The sequence below is a fragment of the Bacillus sp. EB106-06-01-XG163 genome, from assembly GCF_058791615.1.
In genome coordinates this window covers 207,920-228,312 of record NZ_JBYTDS010000001.1, presented here as the reverse complement: position 1 = coordinate 228,312, position 20,393 = coordinate 207,920, and the positions used below count along the sequence as shown (strand labels likewise).

Below are 20,393 nucleotides of genomic sequence, written 5' to 3'. Positions count from 1 at the left end.
GATGATCAGCTTTGTTTTTCCAGGCCAAGGCTCGCAAAGAATAGGGATGGGGGAGGACCTGTTCGGCCGCTATCCTGAATTAACCGCAAAGGCCGATCACATTCTCGGATATTCCATTCAGGAGCTGTGCCGGGACGGAGAACGTCTCAATCAGACTCAATTCACTCAGCCGGCGCTCTATGTCGTCAATGCCCTCAGTTATTTGAAAAAAACAGAAGAAACCGGCTTGAAACCGGATTTTACCGCCGGACACAGTTTGGGCGAATATAACGCGTTATACGCTTCGGGCGCCTTTGATTTTGAAGAAGGCTTACAGTTGGTCAAAAAAAGGGGCGAACTGATGAGCCGCGCAAAAGGAGGCGGCATGGCAGCGGTGATCGGCCTGACTCATGAGCAGGTGACGGATGTTTTAAGAGAAAATCACTTGGATATGATTGATATCGCCAACATGAACACACCGCAGCAAATTGTCATTTCCGGATATAAAGAAGATATTGAAAAAGCAGCATCCGTTTTTGAAGCCGTAAACGGCGTAAAAATGGTTCACCGCTTAAATGTCAGCGGCGCCTTTCACTCCAGATACATGCTGGAAGCGAAGGAAGAGTTTTCACGGTTTATTGAATCTTTCCATTTTAAGCCGCTGTCCATCCCGGTCATTTCAAATGTGACGGCAAGACCCTATGAGCAAAGAGAGCTGAAAGAGACACTCACCGGACAAATAACGGGATCGGTGAACTGGACAGACAGCATCCGTTTCTTAATGGGAAGAAAGAACATGAGCTTTGAGGAAATCGGTCCCGGAAAAGTGCTGACGGGGCTGATACAAAGAATTACGGCTGAAGCGGAGCCGATAACAGATGAAATCAAAGTCCCGGCTGAGGCTGGAAAAAGCTCAATTACGGCGGCGTCTTTAGGAAATGAAGAGTTTAAGCGCGATTATCAATTGAAATACGCCTACTTGGCCGGCGGCATGTACCGCGGAATTTCTTCGAAAGAAATGGTTGTCAAACTGGCTGAAAAAGGAATGATGGGCTTTTTCGGAACGGGCGGTTTGAACATCGCGCACGTTGAGGACGTCATTTTGTCAATTCAGCATGAGCTTCGTGACGGCGGTTCCTTCGGCATAAATGTTGTACATAACATGAAGCATACAGATTCAGAAGAAAAAATGATTGATCTTTTACTGAAGCATGGGGTTCAGAACTTGGAAGCATCAGCGTTTTTAACGGTTACTCCCGCTTTAGTAAGGTTTCGCGCTAAGGGGTTAAAACGCGGTGCCGGCGGACAAATAATAGCGCGTCAGCGGATTATCGCCAAGCTGTCCCGTCCGGAAGTAGCGGAAGCGTTTCTCAGCCCGGCGCCTGATCACATTCTGCAGAAACTTGCAGCCGAAAACAAAATTACCGCTGAAGAAGCAAGTCTGATGAGAGAAATACCCGTTGCGCATGACATCTGCGTAGAGGCTGATTCAGGCGGCCACACTGACGGCGGAGTTGCTTACAGTCTCATGCCGGCGATCATCCGTTTACGAGATGACATGATGAAAAAATACCGATACGGCAAAACTGTCCGCATCGGAGCCGCAGGGGGAATCGGAACGCCCGAGGCTGCCATGGCCGCATTTATGCTCGGCGCTGATTTTATTGTGACCGGATCTATTAACCAATGCACCGTTGAGGCAGCGACGAGCGGCCTCGTAAAGGACCTCCTGCAGCAGATGAATGTACAGGACACGGCCTACGCGCCGGCCGGCGATATGTTTGAATCAGGCAGCAAGGTGCAGGTATTAAAGAAAGGGCTGTTCTTTCCGACCCGCGCCTCTAAGCTGCATGAACTGTATCAGCGTCACCGCTCAATTGAAGAAATTGATGAAAAGACACTCAGACAAATAGAAGAGAAGTATTTTAAGGCAAGTGTAAGCAGTATTTATGACAAAGTGAAGGCTCATTATTCGAATGAAGACATTTCAAAAGCCGAACGGAATCCGAAACAGAAAATGGCGCTCATATTCAAATGGTATTTCAGGCAAAGTTCTGCTTCGGCGATTAAAGGAGACCCGGATGCCAAGGTAGACTTCCAGATTCATTGCGGCCCGGCATTAGGCGCCTTTAATCAATGGGTGAAAGGTACGGAGCTGGAGTCCTGGGAAAACCGCCATGCCGATGGTATCGGCCTGCGGCTTATGGAAGAGACGGCCACGCTTTTGAATCAGAAGTTAGGTTCATTTTTGCAAACGTGTTGACAAGACGAAATGATAGATTGAAAACATGGAATATTCATAAAAGATGAAACAGGGAGGAACTGACAATGAGTAAAGAAAGAATCTTTGAATTGCTGCAGAACACAATCTACGAGGTTTTGCCTGATTTAGAAGGCGAACAGCTTTCACAGGAAGACCGGTTAGTTGATCTGGGGGCGGATTCAGTGGACCGCGCCGAAATTATCACGATGATGCTTGAAGAATTATCACTGCAGATCCCGCGTGTTGAGCTGACGGGAGTGTCAAACATCGGCGAATTGGCGGAAAAGCTTTATGAAAAGGTACAGGCTGTCTGATAAAACGGTGGAAAAATCGGAAACTCAAAATTCATATTGGAGGCGAAGTTCATGGCGGCTGCCGGAATAGAAGCGATAAATGTGTTTGGCGGGACAGCATACCTTGATGTCATGCAGCTGGCGGAGTACAGAAACTTAGACCCTGCCAGATTTGAGAATTTACTGATGAAAGAAAAAGCGGTGGCGCTTCCGTACGAAGACCCCGTTACATTCGGCGTTAACGCGGCAAAGCCGATTATCGACCGATTGACAGAGGCTGAAAAAGACAGAATCGAGCTGCTGATTACCTGCTCGGAGTCCGGCATCGACTTCGGAAAATCACTCAGTACATATATTCATGATCACTTAGGCCTCAACCGGAACTGCCGTTTATTTGAACTGAAACAAGCCTGTTATTCAGGAACGGCGGGCTTGCAGATGGCGCTTAACTTTATTTTGTCGCAGACATCCCCCGGAGCGAAGGCGCTTGTCGTCGCGACGGATATTTCCCGGTTTTTAATTGCCGAAGGCGGCGATGCGTTAAGCGAGGATTGGTCTTACGCAGAACCGAGCGCCGGAGCGGGTGCCGTCGCCTTATTGATTGGTGAAAATCCCATCGTATTTCAGGCGGATGCGGGCGCCAACGGCTATTACGGCTATGAGGTGATGGATACATGCCGTCCGATCCCGGACAGTGAAGCCGGTGACGCCGATTTGTCATTGATGTCTTACCTCGATTGCTGTGAACAGACATTTCGCGAGTACAAAAACCGTGTGCCGGGCGCTGACTACAAAGAGACGTTTCACTATCTTGCCTTCCATACACCGTTTGGCGGCATGGTCAAAGGGGCCCACCGGACGATGATGCGCAAGCTTGCAAAAGCGAAAAACGCTGAGATCGAACAAGATTTTCAAACCAGAGTAGAGCCGGGGCTCCGCTACTGCCAAAGAGTCGGAAACATTATGGGGGCAGCCTCTTTACTGGCTCTTGCAAGCACGATTGACCAAGGGGCATTCGGCACTTCTAAGCGGATCGGCTGTTTCTCCTACGGCTCCGGATGCTGTTCGGAATTTTACAGCGGCGTTGTGACGCCTGAAGGGCAAGCGCGGCAGCATTCTTTCAAAATAGAAGAGCATCTGAACAACAGGTACAGGCTGTCCATGGAAGAATATGAAGAACTGTTTAAAGGCAGCGGTCTGGTGAAGTTCGGTACCCGGAATGTCAAATTGGATATGAATATGATTCCGAACATTTTAGACCATCATGCCGGGAGCCCTCGTTTATATTTGGAAGAAATCACGGAATTTCATCGGAAATACAGGTGGATATCGTGACCTATGAAACGATAAACGTCCGTTTTCAGCAAAATGTCTGCTTCATCACCTTTGATCGGCCTGAAGCCAACAATACGATTAATGAGCGTTTAGTGGAGGAATGCCTGCACGTTCTTTCTGAATGTGAAGACTCCGTGACCTCCGTAGTGCTTGAAGGGCAGCCGGAGGTATTTTGTTTCGGGGCGGATTTTGATGAGATGTACCGGAGAATGAGGCAGGGAATGCAGCATGCGGAATCGCAGGAGCCGCTTTACCGTTTGTGGCTGGCATTAAAATCCGGGCCGTACATCACAATCGCCCGCGTCCGCGGACAAGTAAATGCGGGAGGTGTCGGTTTTGCCGCCGCGTGCGATATCGTCATAGCAGAGGAGAATGCTTCGTTCAGTTTATCTGAACTGTTATTCGGACTTTATCCGGCCTGCGTTCTGCCGTTTTTAATTCAAAGAATCGGATGTCAAAAGGCGCATTATATGACGATCATGACAAAGCCCGTGCCGGCACGCCAGGCGCTTGAATGGGGACTTTGTGACGTATGCGTCCCGGACTCAGCAACAGAGCTGAGAAAGCATTTGCTGCGCCTCCGCCCGCTGTCGAAAAAAGCAGTCATCCGCTATAAAAAATACATGGATTCCTTAAACGACCTTGTTCATCGTTCGAAATCCATTGCTCTAGCCGAAAATCAAGCGATGTTTTCAGATCCGGATAACCAATCAGCCATCTTCCGTTATGCAGAAACGGGGCGGCTTCCTTGGGAAACGGAGAACAGTTAGGAGGATATCATGCCGAACGCCGCAGTTGAACTGCTCGAAATTGAACCGGATATTATCCAAGTGACAATGCAGGATAAAGCCCATAAAAACGCCTTCTCCAAAGAACTGACGGATGGATTGATGGAAGCATTCACCCGTATAAAAAAATCGTCAGTCTATAAAGCTGTGATTTTAACAGGATACGGCCATTACTTTGCTTCCGGAGGCACACAGGAAGGCCTGCTCAGGATTCAGCAGGGCATCACGAAGTTTACGGAAGACCGCATGTACTCTTTGGCGCTGGAATGTGATATTCCCGTCATTTCCGCCATGCAGGGCCACGGAATCGGAGGCGGGTTTGTCATGGGGCTTTTCAGTGATTTTGTCATTTTAAGCAAAGAAAGCGTGTATACCGCAAACTTTATGAAATACGGTTTCACCCCCGGAATGGGTGCTACCTTTATCGTTCCGGAGAAGCTTGGGGCAAGCCTCGGCCATGAAATGCTGTTAAACGGCGGCCACTACCGCGGCGGTGACCTGGAGAAAAGAGGGGTGCCTTTTCCGGTGCTTCCTCGGCAGGAAGTACTAGACTATGCGCAGGAATTGGCCCGTGAGCTTGCAGAAAAACCGAGAAACTCTTTAATTACATTGAAAAGGCACTTGGTGACGCCGTTTCGCGAGCAGCTTCCGGCTGTCATTGAGAAGGAGTTAATCATGCACGATGAGACGTTTCATGATGATGAAGTGAAAAAACGAATCACGACGATGTACGGAGTATAAGACATACATCTTACATACAGATGAAATGGAGGCAGCTCTATGAAAAGTGATATGAAGGCAAGCGGGTTACTCAAGCCATCTGTCAGCTATGGAAAATCATTGCGGCTTTCAGCGGATCAGCCGATGACGATTCCTGAAGTCCTGCACAAAACCGCCGCGGCAGCGGGAGATCAAAAGGGTATCACATATATACAGCCTGACGGCACCAAAGTGTACCAGACTTACAGCGGCCTGAAAAAGATCGCTCTTTCGATTGTGAAAGGGCTCCGCCAATCAGGAGTGAAGGCTCAGGATGAAGTCATATTACAGCTCAGTGACAATTCCCAGCTCATTCCTGCTTTTTGGGGCTGTGTTTTTTTAGGAGCGATCCCGGTTCCGCTTGCGGCCGCTCCGGCTTATACAGAAATGAACAGCGGGACGCAAAAACTGAAAGACGCTTGGACGCTTTTGAATCAGCCGTATGTCATCACAAGCCGTGACGTGCTGCCGGAGATGACTGAATGGGCGGAGGAGCAGGAGCTTTCCGGGTTTTGCGCTTTGGCGGCAGAAGATCTCAGTGCGCACGAAATGGATACGGACTGTCATCATCCCCGTCCGGAAGATTTGGCGATGCTGCTTTTGACCTCGGGAAGCACGGGCACGCCGAAAGCCGTGATGCTCAGCCATGAAAACATCGTCTGCATGGTCAAAGGAAATATTCAGATGCAGGGCTATACAAGTGAGGATGTCACGTTTAACTGGATGCCTTTTGACCATGTCGGCGGCATCGGAATGCTTCATCTGCGTGATGTTTATCTCGGATGTGAGGAAATCAACATACCGAGCGAATCCATTTTGATGGACCCTTTAAAATGGCTCGACCTGATTGATCATTACCGCGCTTCGGTCACGTGGGCCCCAAATTTTGCCTTTGGGCTGCTTGCTGATTTTGCAGAAGAGATTCAAACGCGGAAATGGGACTTATCTTCCATGCGTTACATGCTGAACGGCGGGGAGGCCGCGGTTGCGAAAGTCGGACGCAGAATTATGGAGCTTTTAGAGCCGCACGGTCTGCCGGCTAATGCCATCCGTCCCGCATGGGGAATGTCCGAAACGTCTTCGGGCGTTATTTTCTCAGATGAGTTTACACTGGAAAACACGAATGACGACGATCGTTTCGTCGAGATCGGTCTGCCGATCCCGGGATTTAATATGAGAATTACGGATGACCGCAATCAAGTGGTGGAAGAAGGAGAAATCGGCCGCTTCCAAGTGTCGGGTCTGACTGTAACGAGCGGATATTATGAGCGCCCGGACTTAAATGAGAGTGTCTTTACAGAAGACGGCTGGTTTGAAACGGGAGATCTCGGATTTCTGCGTGAAGGCCGCCTGACGATAACGGGGCGCACGAAAGATGCCATCATTATCAACGGTGTGAATTATTACAGCCATGCCATTGAATCAGCCGTTGAGGAATTGCCGGAAATTGAAACGTCATATACAGCGGCATGCGCCGTCCGGCCGAATCAAAGCACGACAGATGAGCTGGCGATTTTCTTTGTGACATCTGTTCCGTTGGATGAGAACCGCATGACGAAGCTTCTTCATCACATTCACCAGCACGTGACACAGAGAATCGGCGTTACCCCTGATTATCTGCTTCCGGTCGCAAAAGAAGACATTCCTAAGACGGCGATCGGGAAAATCCAGCGCACTCAGCTGAAACATTCATTTGAACAAGGGCAATTTGATTCATTACATAATAACAGACAAGAAGGCAGCAATTCAGACACGGCTTCTGCAGAGAAAGAAATTGAACGGGATTTTATCCGTTTTCTGAAAGAGGAACTTTCCATCGCGGATGAGCTCGTTGATCCAAATACGCCGTTTCAAAGTCTTGGCGTCAATTCCATCAAGATGATGAAACTCGCCAGATCAATTGAAAAAACGTATCACATCCGGCTGACGGCAAGAGAGCTGCACAAAAACCCGACGATTGGCGCTTTAGCGGCTTATACTGCTGAAAAAGCGGCAAACATGTCAGCGGACCATCATCCCCAAAAAGCCGAACCGCCGGCAGAACGGGAGAGACGGCAAACGGCGCCAGCGCTTTCAGAAGTCCAAAAAGGGCTGTGGACATTGCAGAAAATGTCGCCTGAAACGACTGCATACCATGTCCCGCTCTGTTTCCGATTCACATCCGGAATCGACAAAGAGAAACTGAAACAGGCGTTTCAGCTCGTATTAAAGCAGCATCCGATGCTCAAAAGCGCCGTGAATGAAACAGACGGCGGGTTTTATTTCATAGAAGCGGCAGATCCTTTTGTATTCTCGGAAGAAGATATTTCTGACGTCAATGAATCACAAATATCCGCTCTGATACGGAAAAAAGTGAAAGAGCCGTTTGTCAAAGAAAGCGGACCTTTACTGCGCGTGCAGCTGCTTTCAAAATCCGCCGAGGAACATTATCTTTTGACGGTCATTCACCACATCGTGTTTGACGGCATTTCATCCATTACATTTATTCACAGTCTGCTGGATCATTATCAGGCGCTGCTGGAGGGAAAAGAAGAGTTTACGGCTGCCGCTCCCGGTATTCATCCCGATTTCGCGGCTTGGGAAAAGCGGTATTTAGCGGGTGAAGAAAGCAAAGCTGCCCGCGCTTACTGGATGAAACAGCTCGAGGGCGATCTGCCTGACCTTCAGCTTCCGCCGATGCGCACGGACAGCAGTGTTCGGGAGTTTACAGAAGATACACTGACACGCCGTCTTCCCGAACGGCTGCTGAATAATATAACGGCGTTTGCCGCATCCCGTTCGATTCATTTGTCTACCGTCATGCTGAGCTGTTACATGGTGCTTTTAAGCAAATATACGGATAAGGAAGATATTGTGACAGGCATGCCTGCAATGGTCAGACCCGAAGAACGTTTTGACCGAGTGGTCGGCCATTTCCTCAACATGCTTCCCATACGGAGCAGAGCCGGACGAAAAGAAACATTTGCTGACTTTGTTCAAAAGGTGCAGGATGCCGTTCTGGACGGACTGGATCACTCCTTTTATCCGTTTCCGAAAATGGTGCGTGATGTGCATGCGAAACCCCGGCAGAACGGTTCGCCTGTTTTCAGCAATGCCTTTTTCTATCAGAACTTTCTGCAGCATTCCAGCTATCAATCGATGCTTGATGAATACAAGGAATTCTCCTGTGAGTTTGTAAAAGACATTCATCAAGAGGGGGAATATGATCTTGTATTTGAAATGTGGGAAGAAGCATCAGGCATGGATCTTACGATTAAATACAGCACCGAATTATTCGACGAAGCAGGGGCGGCCAGACTTTTCAGCCAATTTGTACAGGCTGCTGAAGCTTTGACGGCGAATCCGGATGCGCCGCTTGAGAACGTTTCTCTCATGACAAAAAGAGAGGAGCACATGATTCTTAAGTCTTGGAATGAGACAAGCCGTGAATATCCGGATGCCTGCTTCCATGAATTATTCGAACGTCAGGCGGCAGAAACGCCGGACGCTTGTGCGGTCGTGTATGAACAGCAAAAGCTGACGTACCGTGAGCTTGATGAAAAAAGCACGAAGCTGGCGCTCTATTTGCAGGCGCACGGTGCAGGCCCTGATGATCTCATCGGCATTTATACAAACCGTTCATTGCATATGGCTGTCGGCCTTCTCGGCATTTTAAAAGCCGGGGGAGCGTATGTGCCGCTTGATCCTTCTTATCCCGCTGACAGATTGGAATATATGATCGCCGACAGCAGGATTTCAATGTGCCTGACGACAGCTGATTTAGAGCACTCTTTGAACTGGGGAGGCGTGCAGACCACTGCCATTGACCGCGATTGGTCTCATATTGAAAGTACAGCCGCGGAAAGAACGTCGCTGAAGCGGTTAGTGACACCTGACGATCTGGCGTATGTCATTTACACGTCGGGCAGCACGGGCAAACCGAAAGGCGTGATGATTCCGCACCGGGCGCTGACCAATTTCTTACTCTCGATGGCGAATGAACCGGGGCTTTCGTCCGAAGACAAACTGCTTGCCGTCACGACATATTGCTTTGACATCGCGGCACTAGAGCTTTACCTTCCTTTAATCAAAGGAGCGGAGTGCAACATCTGTAAGACAGAAGTCACAAAAGACGCACGGAAGCTGAAAGAGCTGATTCAAGAGTACAAACCGACGATCATGCAGGCGACCCCGTTTACATGGAAAATGCTCTTTCATTCCGGATGGTCAAATGAAGAAAATGTGAAAATCCTTTGCGGCGGTGAGGCCCTTAGCGAACAATTGAAGCAGCAGTTTCTCGATACGAAAAGTGAGGCTTGGAATATGTTCGGGCCGACAGAGACGACAATCTGGTCCGCGGTGCAGCGGATAACGGAGAATGAGAGCGCGCTTACGATCGGACGCCCGATCGCCAATACCCGCGTGTATATTATGGATTCCGGTCTCAACCCTGTTTTAGAAGGGGTGCCGGGAGAACTTTGTATTGCGGGAGACGGATTGGCAAGAGGGTATTTCAACAAGCCTGAGCTGACAGATAAAGCTTTCGTCAGCCACCGGCTCGAACTGGGATCAAAGCTTTATAAAACAGGCGATATGGGGCGCTTTCTTCCCGGCGGCCGCATTGAATACATGGGACGGATGGACACCCAAGTCAAAATCCGCGGCTACCGTATTGAACCCGGAGATATTGAGAGTCGGCTGAATGCCCATCCGGCCGTACAGGAAAGCGTAGTGGTTGTGAACAATCACTCAGGAAATGAGAAGCTTTGCGCGTTTTATATCCTGAAAAACGGAGAGCCGCTTCCATCTGCAAAGGAATTGCGCAATCATTTGAAACAAACGCTGCCGGCCTATATGGCGCCAGCTTCGTTTATCCGTCTTGAAGAGCTGCCGCTCACACCGAACGGAAAAGTGGACCGCAAGCTTCTTGCTGCCCGCGATCTGACGGAAAAGCAGCCGGACACAAAAACATTTTCATCATCTCATATCCAGCAGGCGGTGCTGGCGATTTGGCAGGATGTATTGAAAAGCAAAGATATAGAGCTTGATGACCGCTTTTTTGATGCGGGGGGAGATTCGCTTCTTGCCGTGACTGTCACTGACCGGATGACGCAGGAATTGGATTGTGAATTCAGTGTAACGGAGCTGTTTGAATACGCGACGGTAAAAGACATCAGCCGGTATATCGCTGAACAAAAACCGAAAGAAGCCGTTTTGGCTCCTGTACCGCAAAAGAAAGTGAATACAGAAGATCGGGAACACCCGGCGGGAGAATTTCCCGATTATTACGAGGACAGCCTTGCGGTTATCGGTATATCCTGTGAGTTTCCGGGAGCGAAAGATCATTATGAATTTTGGAATAACATCAAAGAAGGCAAAGAAAGCATCACCTTCTTTTCAAAAGAAGAGCTCCGCCGATTCGGTATTTCTGAAGAACTGGCTGATCATCCCGGCTTCGTTCCGGCTAAATCAGTTTTAGAGGGGAAAGAAATGTTTGATCCCGGTTTCTTCGGCTTTTCACCGAAAGATGCGGAATATATGGACCCTCAGCTGAGAATGCTTTTGCTCCATTCATGGAAGGCAATCGAGGATGCGGGGTATATCTCCAAAGAAATTCCGGAAACAAGCGTGTATATGTCTGCCAGCACGAACTCGTACCGCAGCCTGCTGCCGGGGGAGACGACAGCACAGCTGGAAACGCCGGATGGCTACGTGTCATGGGTGCTTGCCCAAAGCGGTACGATTCCGACGATGATTTCTCATAAACTCGGGTTGAAAGGGCCGAGCTATTTTGTTCATGCCAACTGCTCATCTTCGTTAATCGGCCTGCATTCGGCTTTTCAAAGCCTGCAGTCCGGCGAAGCCAAGTACGCCCTTGTCGGCGGTGCGACCCTTCATACGGAATCAAGCGCCGGGTATGTTCATCAGCCGGGGCTGAATTTTTCGAGCGACGGGCATATTAAAGCGTTTGACGCGGATGCTGACGGAATGATCGGCGGTGAAGGGGCCGGCGCCGTGCTCTTGAAAAAAGCGTCTGATGCGGTTAAGGACGGCGACCATATTTATGCGCTGCTGCGCGGAATCGGCGTCAATAACGACGGAGCGGATAAGGTCGGATTTTATGCGCCGAGCGTCAAAGGACAAGCTGAGGTCATTCAGAAGGTCATTGATCAGACGGGCATCCATCCCGAAACGATCGCGTACGTCGAAGCTCACGGCACAGGAACAAAACTCGGCGATCCGATCGAACTGTCCGCACTTCAATCGGTGTACGGCCGATATACAGATAAAAAACAATACTGCGGCATCGGTTCAGTCAAAACAAATCTCGGGCATTTGGATACAGCGGCCGGAATGGCGGGCTGCATCAAGGTTGTCATGAGCTTATATCATCAGGAAATCGCGCCGAGCATCAATTACAAAGAGCCGAATCCGAATCTTCATTTAGAAGACTCTCCGTTTTACGTAGCGGAAGAAAAGAAAGAGTTAACCCGTGAGAACAGAGCGCACCGCATGGCTTTAAGCTCTTTCGGTCTTGGCGGGACAAACACACACGCGATTTTTGAACAATATCCGGATGCATCTGAAGCAGCAGACGCTGCCGGTCCGTTCATCATTCCGTTGTCTGCCAGAAAAAAAGATCGTCTGAAGGAGTACGCAAAACAGCTGCTGGCTTTTCTGGAAAGAAAAACGGACACAGACCTCGCTGATCTTGCCTACACGTTCCAAGTCGGAAGGGAAGCGATGGAAGAGCGCGCGGCCTTTATCACAAGCGGCACTGCGGAGCTGAAGCGGCAGCTTGCCGATTTTATCAATGATAAGCCGGCAGTAACAGGCTGCTTCAGAGGAGAAAAACAGCAGGCGAAAGATATTGCCTGGCTTTCTGATGATGATGACAGCGCTGAACTCATTGAGAAATGGCTTGCGAAAGGAAAAGGACCGAAGCTCTGTGAAATGTGGAGTAAAGGCGTCGCCATCAATTGGCACAAGCTTTACAAAGACAAGCATCCGAAACGAATCAGCGTGCCGGTCTACCCGTTTGCAAAGGAGCCGTACTGGCCGAAAAAAGCAGAAAAGAACACATCTGCCGCACACACCGGAGTCTCAGTTTTACACCCGCTCGTGCAGCAAAACACGTCAGATTTGGCCGTTCAGCGGTTCAGCTCACGGTTTACAGGCTCAGAATTTTTCCTGAAGGATCATGTGGTCAGGGAAAAAGCGGTGCTGCCGGGAGCGGCATATTTGGAAATGTCTTATGAAGCGGTAAAACGTGCGCTTGGCGGCTTATTAAAAGACCAAGACAGAATAACGCTCCATCATACGGTCTGGATGAAACCGATCGTCGTTCACGAACAAGAGCGCCAAGTCCATATTGCGCTGTTCCCTGAAGAGGACGGCATCATCTCATATGACATTTACAGCGTAAACGCTGACGGCGAAGAAGTGCTGCACAGCCAAGGACGGGCCGAAATCATTAAGGCTGAACAAGAGCCTGAGGCCGACCTTTCTGCCATACAAAACAGATGCAACGCGGATATTCTTGATCCGGCGGCCTTTTATCGGGAAGGCAGGAGCAGGGGGATGTTCCATGGAAGAGATTTCCAAGGCATTAAGTCCGCCTTTATCGGTGATAAAGAAGTGCTCTCGGACATACAGCTTCCGGATTCTGTTTCTCACACGAATGGACAATTTACACTTCATCCGAGCATCATTGATTCGGCTATTCAGACGGCGACGATCTGCATTATGCAGGAGTTTTCCGGACAAAAGCTGATTCTGCCGTTTGCGTTGGAATATCTTGAAGTCATCAAAGCATGCACGCCGGCTATACGGGCGCATGCACGTTTCAGCGATGGATATCAAACCGGTGATTCCGTGCAGAAAGCCGACATTGACCTGTTCGACGAAACAGGAGCGCTTTGCGTGAAGGTGAGAGGATTCTCTACGAGAGTGCTTGAAGGCGATGCAGAATCGGCTCAGCGGCTATCAGGCTCGGAAAAGGTCTTGTTTGCACCGGTCTGGAAAGAAGCCGCCGCATCCGAGAAAGCTTCTGTCCATGCTGATGAGCATTTGATCATACTTTGTGAAGATGCCTGCCGTATAAAAGATGAAGCGGCATCCGGCCTGAAAGACGCCGAACTGTTGATTGCAGAAGGTGAGGGTGAAACAGCCGCTGAACGCTTCCAAAGCTTTGCGCAGACAATCGCCGAACACATCCGGCGGATCATCAGCGAAAAAAGGCAGGGCCGCATTCTGATTCAGACCGTTATCTCAGCAGACGGCAGCCAGCAATTGTTTGCGGGGTTAACAGGTTTGTTAAAAACAGCCGAGCTGGAATACGGAAAACTTGACTGTCAGCTCATCGAAATGGAATCAATCGGCGAAATGCCGGCTGTCGCTCAAAAACTGAAAAACGACAGTCATCGGCCGCATGATAAACATATCCGTTATAAAGGAGAAAAACGGTATGTGAAGGCTTGGGAAGAAATGCATCCCGCAGGGGGCGGCATCGTCTGGAAGGACGAAGGTGTATATCTGATTACCGGAGGCGCGGGAAGCCTGGGCTTGATGTTCGCAAAAGAAATCGCAGGTCGCGTAAAACACCCGAAAATCATTCTGACCGGCCGCTCAAATCTGGCAGAAGCCAAACAGCGTGAGCTTGCTATGCTTCAGCACTCCGGCGCAAATGTCGTCTACAAAAAGCTGAATGCGGCAGACCGGCGGGAAAATGAAGCGCTGATCAAAGAGATTACGTCGGAATTCGGAAAGCTTAACGGAATTATTCACGCTGCGGGAGTGATACAAGACCGCTTCCTGCTGCAAAAAACGAAGGAAGAGTTCAGAGAAGTACTTGACCCGAAAGTCATCGGAACCGCTTATTTAGATGAAGCCAGCAAAGACTGCAATCTTGACTTTTTCGTATTGTTCTCCAGTGTTTCCGGCGTTCTCGGCAATGTCGGGCAGGCTGATTATGCCGCCGGCAACGCGTTTATGGATGCATACGCCGCTTACAGGCAATCCCTTACGGAGAATGGCCTTCGGCACGGAAAAACGGTCGCCTTTAACTGGACGCTGTGGAAAGATGGCGGTATGCAGGCGGGAGACGAGACGGAGAAAATGATGAAAAAAGCTTTCGGCATGGTTCCGCTTCAAAAGGCGTCAGGCCTGGCTGCATTTTATGAAGGAATGGCTCAGGAAAAGCCGCAACTTTTAGCAGCCGAAGGACACGCAGCAAAATTAAAACAGTCGTTCCTATCTGTTTCTGAAACTGAAAAGCCGCAGGTGCAGAGTATAGAGCCTGTATCCGCCGTTTCGGGAGACAAATGGCACGGTGCGCTTATCCGATTGGTCAGTTCAATTTTAAAAGTCGGCCAAGACGAGATTGATATTGATACGGAACTGAGTGAATACGGTTTTGATTCCGTATCGTTTACCGTCTTTACGAATCAATTAAATGAAGCGTATCAGCTGGAGCTGGCGCCGACGATCTTCTTCGAACACGGGACGATCCGCAGTTTAGCAGAGTATTTGACGGATGAGGCAGAAGCCGGCCTTCCTTCTCAGCCGGAAGAAAAACACGATGCAGAAGAATCTCTTCAAACGCTTCACACCGCTTTGACAGCCATGGTAAGCGGCATTTTAAAAGTTGACCGTGAGGACATTGAGACAGATACGGAATTGAGTGAATACGGTTTTGATTCCGTATCCTTTACCGTCTTTACGAATCAATTAAATGAAGCGTATCAGCTGGAGCTGGCGCCGACGATTTTCTTTGAGTACGGAACGATCAGCGGTCTCGCCGGATATTTGGCAAAAGAGCATCCGGGCCGTTTCGGCGAAAAGAAGAAAGAGTCTCCGAAAAAAGAGCAGCCAAAAGCCCAAAAACCGAAAATGCAGCGGAAAAAGCGCTTCGCAACGGTAATGAACGCTGCGGCAGCGACACAAGAGCCGCGACGCTTGGACCCGGTTGCCATTGTCGGAATCAGCGGCCGATTCCCGGGTGCAAAGGATATAGAGGAATTTTGGCGCAATTTGAAAGAAGGAAAGGATTCGATCACAACCATTCCGAAAGAACGCTGGGATTGGCAAGCGTTTGATGGCGACCCGAATCTTGAAGGGAACAAAACGAATATCAAGTGGGGCGGCTTTATCGACGGAATAGCTGAATTTGATCCGCTGTTCTTTGGGATTTCACCGCGGGAAGCCCAATATTTAGATCCGCAGCAGCGGCTGTTATTGACTTATGCATGGCGGGCGATAGAAGATGCGGGCTGTAAGCCGGAAAGCCTTTCCGGCACAAATACGGGCGTCTTTATCGGCACCGGAAATACTGGTTATAAAGATTTGTTCACAAGGGCAGGTCTTGCGCCGGAAGGACATGCGGCGACAGGCAGCATGATTCCTTCCATCGGTCCGAACCGTTTGAGCTATTTGTTAAATCTTCACGGGCCGAGCGAGCCGATTGAAACGGCATGCTCAAGCTCGCTTGTGGCGATTCACCGGGCGGTATCCGCTATAGAAAACGGAGAATGCGACATGGCGATTGCCGGGGGAATCAACACGATTCTGACGGAAGAAGCGCATATCAGCTACAGCAAAGCAGGCATGCTCAGCAAAGACGGAAAATGCAAAACCTTCTCCAAAGATGCCAACGGGTATGTCAGAGGAGAAGGCGCGGGAATTCTGATGCTCAAGAAGCTGACAGATGCAGAACGTGACGGCAATCCGATTTACGGCGTGATCCGCGGTACGGCTGAAAACCACGGCGGCCGGGCGAATACGTTAACCTCGCCGAATCCGAAACTGCAGGCTGATTTATTGGTGAAAGCATATCGGAAAGCGGGAGTGGACCCGAGCACCGTCACGTATATTGAAGCGCACGGTACAGGAACGGAATTGGGCGATCCGATTGAAATAAATGGTCTGAAAGCGGCGTTTCACGAGCTGGCGAAAACAAATCAAGAGCCTGAAGTCTCCGGTCACCGCTGCGGCATCGGTTCGGTCAAAAGCAATATCGGCCATTTAGAGCTTGCCGCGGGAGTATCAGGCGTCATGAAAGTGCTTTTGCAAATGAAGCACAAAACGCTGGTGAAAAGCCTGCATTGCGAGACGATCAATCCGTACATTCAGCTTGATGACAGTCCTTTCTACATCGTGCGGGAAAATCAGGAATGGACGGCAGCAAAAGATAGAAACGGAAACGCCATTCCGCGCCGGGCCGGGGTCAGCTCATTTGGCATCGGCGGGGTCAACGCCCATATCATCATTGAAGAGTATGTCCCGAAAGCAGCCGCTCAGCCTGAGCACAGCCCGGAAAATCCGGCAATCATCCTTTTGTCCGCCAAATCAAAAGAAAAACTGTTTGAACAGGCGCAGCAGCTGCAAAAAGCAATCCGTCAAACGCCGTATACAGATCAAGACTTGGCGGGCGTCGCTTATACGCTGCAAACCGGAAGGGACGAAATGGAAGAGCGCTTGGCCATTCTTGCAGCGACGATGGCGGAATTGGAAACAAAGCTGGAAGCATTTACGAAAAATGAGAAAAACATCGCCGGGCTGTATACCGGCCAGTCTCACCGCAATAAAGATACGTTTGCCTTGTTCACGGCAGATGAAGATATGGACATCGTCATTGACGCCTGGATTAAAAAAGGCAAATTCGCCAAGCTGGCAGAGGTATGGGTGAAAGGCGGCGTATTGAATTGGAACCGGCTGTATGAAAAGGGTACGCCGCGTTTACTCAGTCTTCCGTCTTATCCGTTCGCAAAAGACACGTATTGGGTGCCTGAGAATCCTGACAAAAAGAAGGTCCATACAGAGGAACGGATGAAACGTATTTTGACGAAACAATGGGAACTGAGCCCGCTCGAACTGGGTGAACCGTGCGCACGTTCCGTTGCGATTTTGACAGGCGGGGACACGATCATTCTCGCAGAAGAGATTGCAGCGCATATGCCGAATCACCGTATTATCACAACATCAGACCTTACCGGTGTATATGACTGGCAGGCGTTTGGCGGAGTCATCGACCTTCTCGGCGCAGCGAAAGAAGAAGCTTCTGGAGATATGACCGGTATCAAATGGCTTCAGCAATTGATTGAGCATGGGCATAAAGAAGGGATAACACTGCTTTGTGTCACGAAAGACCTTGAGTCATTAAATAAAGAGGCCAATCAAACAACAGGAGCAAAACGGGCCGGTCTGTACAGAATGCTGGCATACGAGTACGGTCACCTGTCTTCAAGGCATCTCGACCTTGAAGGAGCGCTTTCGGATGACAAACTGGCGAAGCAGATTGCCGATGAGTTTCATGCCCGTACTGATGACGCGGAAGTTTGCCGGAGGGACGGCTTGCGCTACCGCGCCGTATTAAGCGGCTCAGAAAATATGAATATGCAAGGCGAGAGAATTGATTTTCCGGACAACCATGTGCTTCTGATCACCGGAGGGACGAGGGGGATCGGTCTTTTATGCGCACGCCATTTTGCCGAACATTACGGAGTGAAAAACCTGGTGCTTACAGGCCGCGAGACCCTTCCGCCGCGAAGTGAGTGGACGGGCGGACTGAATGGGGTGACGGCTTCTGTAAAAGCGAAAATTGAAGCTGTTCTCGACTTGGAATCCAAAGGTGTACAAGTGAAGGTTTTGTCAGTCCCGTTAGCTGATGAAGCCGGGCTGAGACAGGAACTGAGTCAGATAAAACAGACGCTCGGACCTATCGGCGGCGTGATTCACTGCGCGGGTGTGACCGATAAAGAGACGCTCGCATTCATCAGAAAAACCGATGAAGACATACAGCGCGTGCTCGAGCCGAAAGTAGACGGGCTTCAGGCGTTATACAGTGTGCTCAGCGAAGAGCCGCTGAAGTTTTTCGTCTTGTTCTCTTCCGTGTCAGCTGCGATACCGGCGCTTTCGGCAGGACAGGCCGACTATGCCATGGCCAATGCGTATATGGACTATTTTGCAAACTCATACAAAGAGCAGCTGCCGATCGTAAGCATTCAGTGGCCGAACTGGAAAGAAACCGGAATGGGCGAAGTAACGAACAAAGCTTATAAAGAGAGCGGGCTATACAGCATCACGAATGCAGAGGGATTACAGCTCCTTGACGGCATACTTCTTGAATCAGCAAGGGGCCCGGTGCTGCCGGCCGTTCTGAATCCTAAGCTGTGGAAGCCGGAGCGATTCCTGCGGCGGAGCAGGCAGGATCAGCCAATGAGTCCGGCTATGGTAAAACCGGCGGAAAAAACCGCTTATACTGCCGCAGACAACGCTCAATTAACAAGGAAAACAGAAGAATGGCTGAAAGAATTATTTTCTGAAGAGCTGCGGATTGACCAGGATCAGCTTGAGACAGACGTATTATTCCAAGATTACGGAGTGGATTCCATTATTCTTGCTCAGCTTCTGCAGCGGATCAATCGGAATCTCTCGGCATCGCTTGACCCGTCCATTCTGTATGAATATCCGACGATTCAATCTTTCGCAAATTGGCTTCTCGAAGGGTATACAGAAGTTTTGTCAGAACGATTTGATTTGGCGGCGGCGGAGCCTGTTCTGAAGAAGCCGGCTGAGCCGGTGATTGAAACACAAGCCGTTAAGATGCAAGAAGAGCCGGACGGAAAACAGATTCACCGGGAAGATATCGCGGTCATCGGCATGTCCTGCCGGTTTCCGGGGGCGGCTTCCTTAGAGGCGTACTGGTCGCTTTTGGCTGAAGGCCGTTCGGCTATCCGTCCTGTTCCGGCTGAACGATGGGGGTGGAAGACGCCTTATTACGCGGGAATGCTTGACGGAATTCATCAATTTGATCCGGACTTCTTTTTACTGGCAGAAGAAGATGTAAAGGCAATGGACCCTCAAGCTTTGGCCGCTCTGGAAGAATGCCTTAACCTGTGGTATCACGCGGGCTATACGCCGGATGAGATAAAGGGAGAAGCAATAGGTGTGTATCTCGGCGGACGCAGCCGTCACAGACCGGGTGAAGAGAAACTGCTGGACGCGAAAAACCCGATCGTCGCGCTTGGCCAGAATTATTTGGCCGCCAATCTCTCTCAATACTTTGATATGCGCGGCCCGAGCGTTGTCCTCGATACGGCTTGTTCTTCTGCTTTAGTCGGAATGAATATGGCCGTGCAGGCTCTTGTAACAGGAGAAATAAAAGCGGCCGTCGTCGGCGGCGTGAGCCTGTTTGAATCAGAAGAAACCCATAAATTATTTGAACAGCGCGGCATATTAAGTAAAGCGCAGTCGTTCCATGTATTTGACGAACGCGCCGATGGAGTCGTGCTGGGCGAGGGTGTCGGAATGGTTCTATTAAAAACCGTGTCTCAGGCGATTGAAGACGGAGATTCTATTTATGCCGTAGTGAAGGCGGCATCCGTCAATAATGACGGAAGAACGGCAGGCCCGGCTACGCCGAGTCTGGAAGCGCAAAAATCCGTCATGAAGACGGCTCTTGAAAAAAGCGGAAAACAGCCGGAAGACATTACTCATATTGAAGCGAACGGTTCAGGCACGGTCGTGACGGATCTGTTAGAACTGAAGGCCATTCAATCCGTCTACCGTTCAAAAGACGCCGGCCCGCTCGGAATCGGATCTGTGAAACCGAACATCGGGCACCCGCTTTGCGCGGAAGGAATTGCAAGTTTCATAAAAGTTGTTCTCATGCTGAAAGAAAAGAGCTTTATCCCGTTTTTATCAGGCGAGCATGAAAATACACATTTTGATAGAGAAAAGGCCAATATTCAGTTCAGCCGCACTCTGGCAGACTGGCCGTCACCAATACCGGCGGCAGGAATTAACTGCTTTGCCGACGGCGGAACAAACGCCCACGTCATTGTGGAAGCGTGGCAGGAAGACGAAGGGCGCCGAATCAAGCGCCATCCTTTAACACCGCCTGCATTAAATAAGCGGCTGATTTCGCCCGACAGCAAAGAAGAAACGAACGAAAAAGCTGCGGCAAACATCTGGGATACCTATGAAGTGGAGGTTTAA

At 49.9% G+C, this 20,393-nt stretch carries 6 protein-coding genes; all 6 read left to right on the top strand.

What is annotated here, in order from left to right; translation table 11 throughout:
• Position 1: 1 nt before the first annotated feature.
• The 6 genes from fabD to AC3WTF_RS00705 all read left to right on the top strand — a co-directional run bounded on the left by fabD (position 2) and on the right by AC3WTF_RS00705 (position 20,393).
• The gene (gene fabD, locus AC3WTF_RS00730; protein ID WP_032866034.1) at positions 2–2,242 is read left to right on the top strand and encodes an ACP S-malonyltransferase; all 2,241 of its coding nucleotides are present in this window, start codon (positions 2–4) and stop codon (positions 2,240–2,242) included.
• A gap of 65 nt (positions 2,243–2,307) precedes the next feature.
• Positions 2,308–2,556 carry an acyl carrier protein gene (locus tag AC3WTF_RS00725; RefSeq protein WP_012117592.1) on the top strand — a complete coding sequence of 83 codons (249 nt, stop codon included), beginning with the start codon at positions 2,308–2,310 and terminating at the stop codon, positions 2,554–2,556.
• Between the two features lie 51 nt (positions 2,557–2,607).
• Positions 2,608–3,870, top strand: coding sequence for a hydroxymethylglutaryl-CoA synthase family protein (locus tag AC3WTF_RS00720; protein ID WP_047935726.1), 1,263 nt, complete (start codon positions 2,608–2,610; stop codon positions 3,868–3,870).
• Positions 3,867–4,640, top strand: coding sequence for an enoyl-CoA hydratase/isomerase (locus AC3WTF_RS00715; protein WP_047935727.1), 774 nt, complete (start codon positions 3,867–3,869; stop codon positions 4,638–4,640). Before AC3WTF_RS00720 ends, AC3WTF_RS00715 begins: the two co-directional genes overlap by 4 nt.
• Before the next feature lie 9 nt (positions 4,641–4,649).
• On the top strand, positions 4,650–5,399 hold the full coding sequence (locus AC3WTF_RS00710; RefSeq protein WP_003154094.1) for a polyketide synthase: 750 nt from the start codon (positions 4,650–4,652) through the stop codon (positions 5,397–5,399).
• Between the two features lie 39 nt (positions 5,400–5,438).
• On the top strand, positions 5,439–20,393 hold the full coding sequence (locus AC3WTF_RS00705) for a non-ribosomal peptide synthetase (protein WP_047935728.1): 14,955 nt from the start codon (positions 5,439–5,441) through the stop codon (positions 20,391–20,393).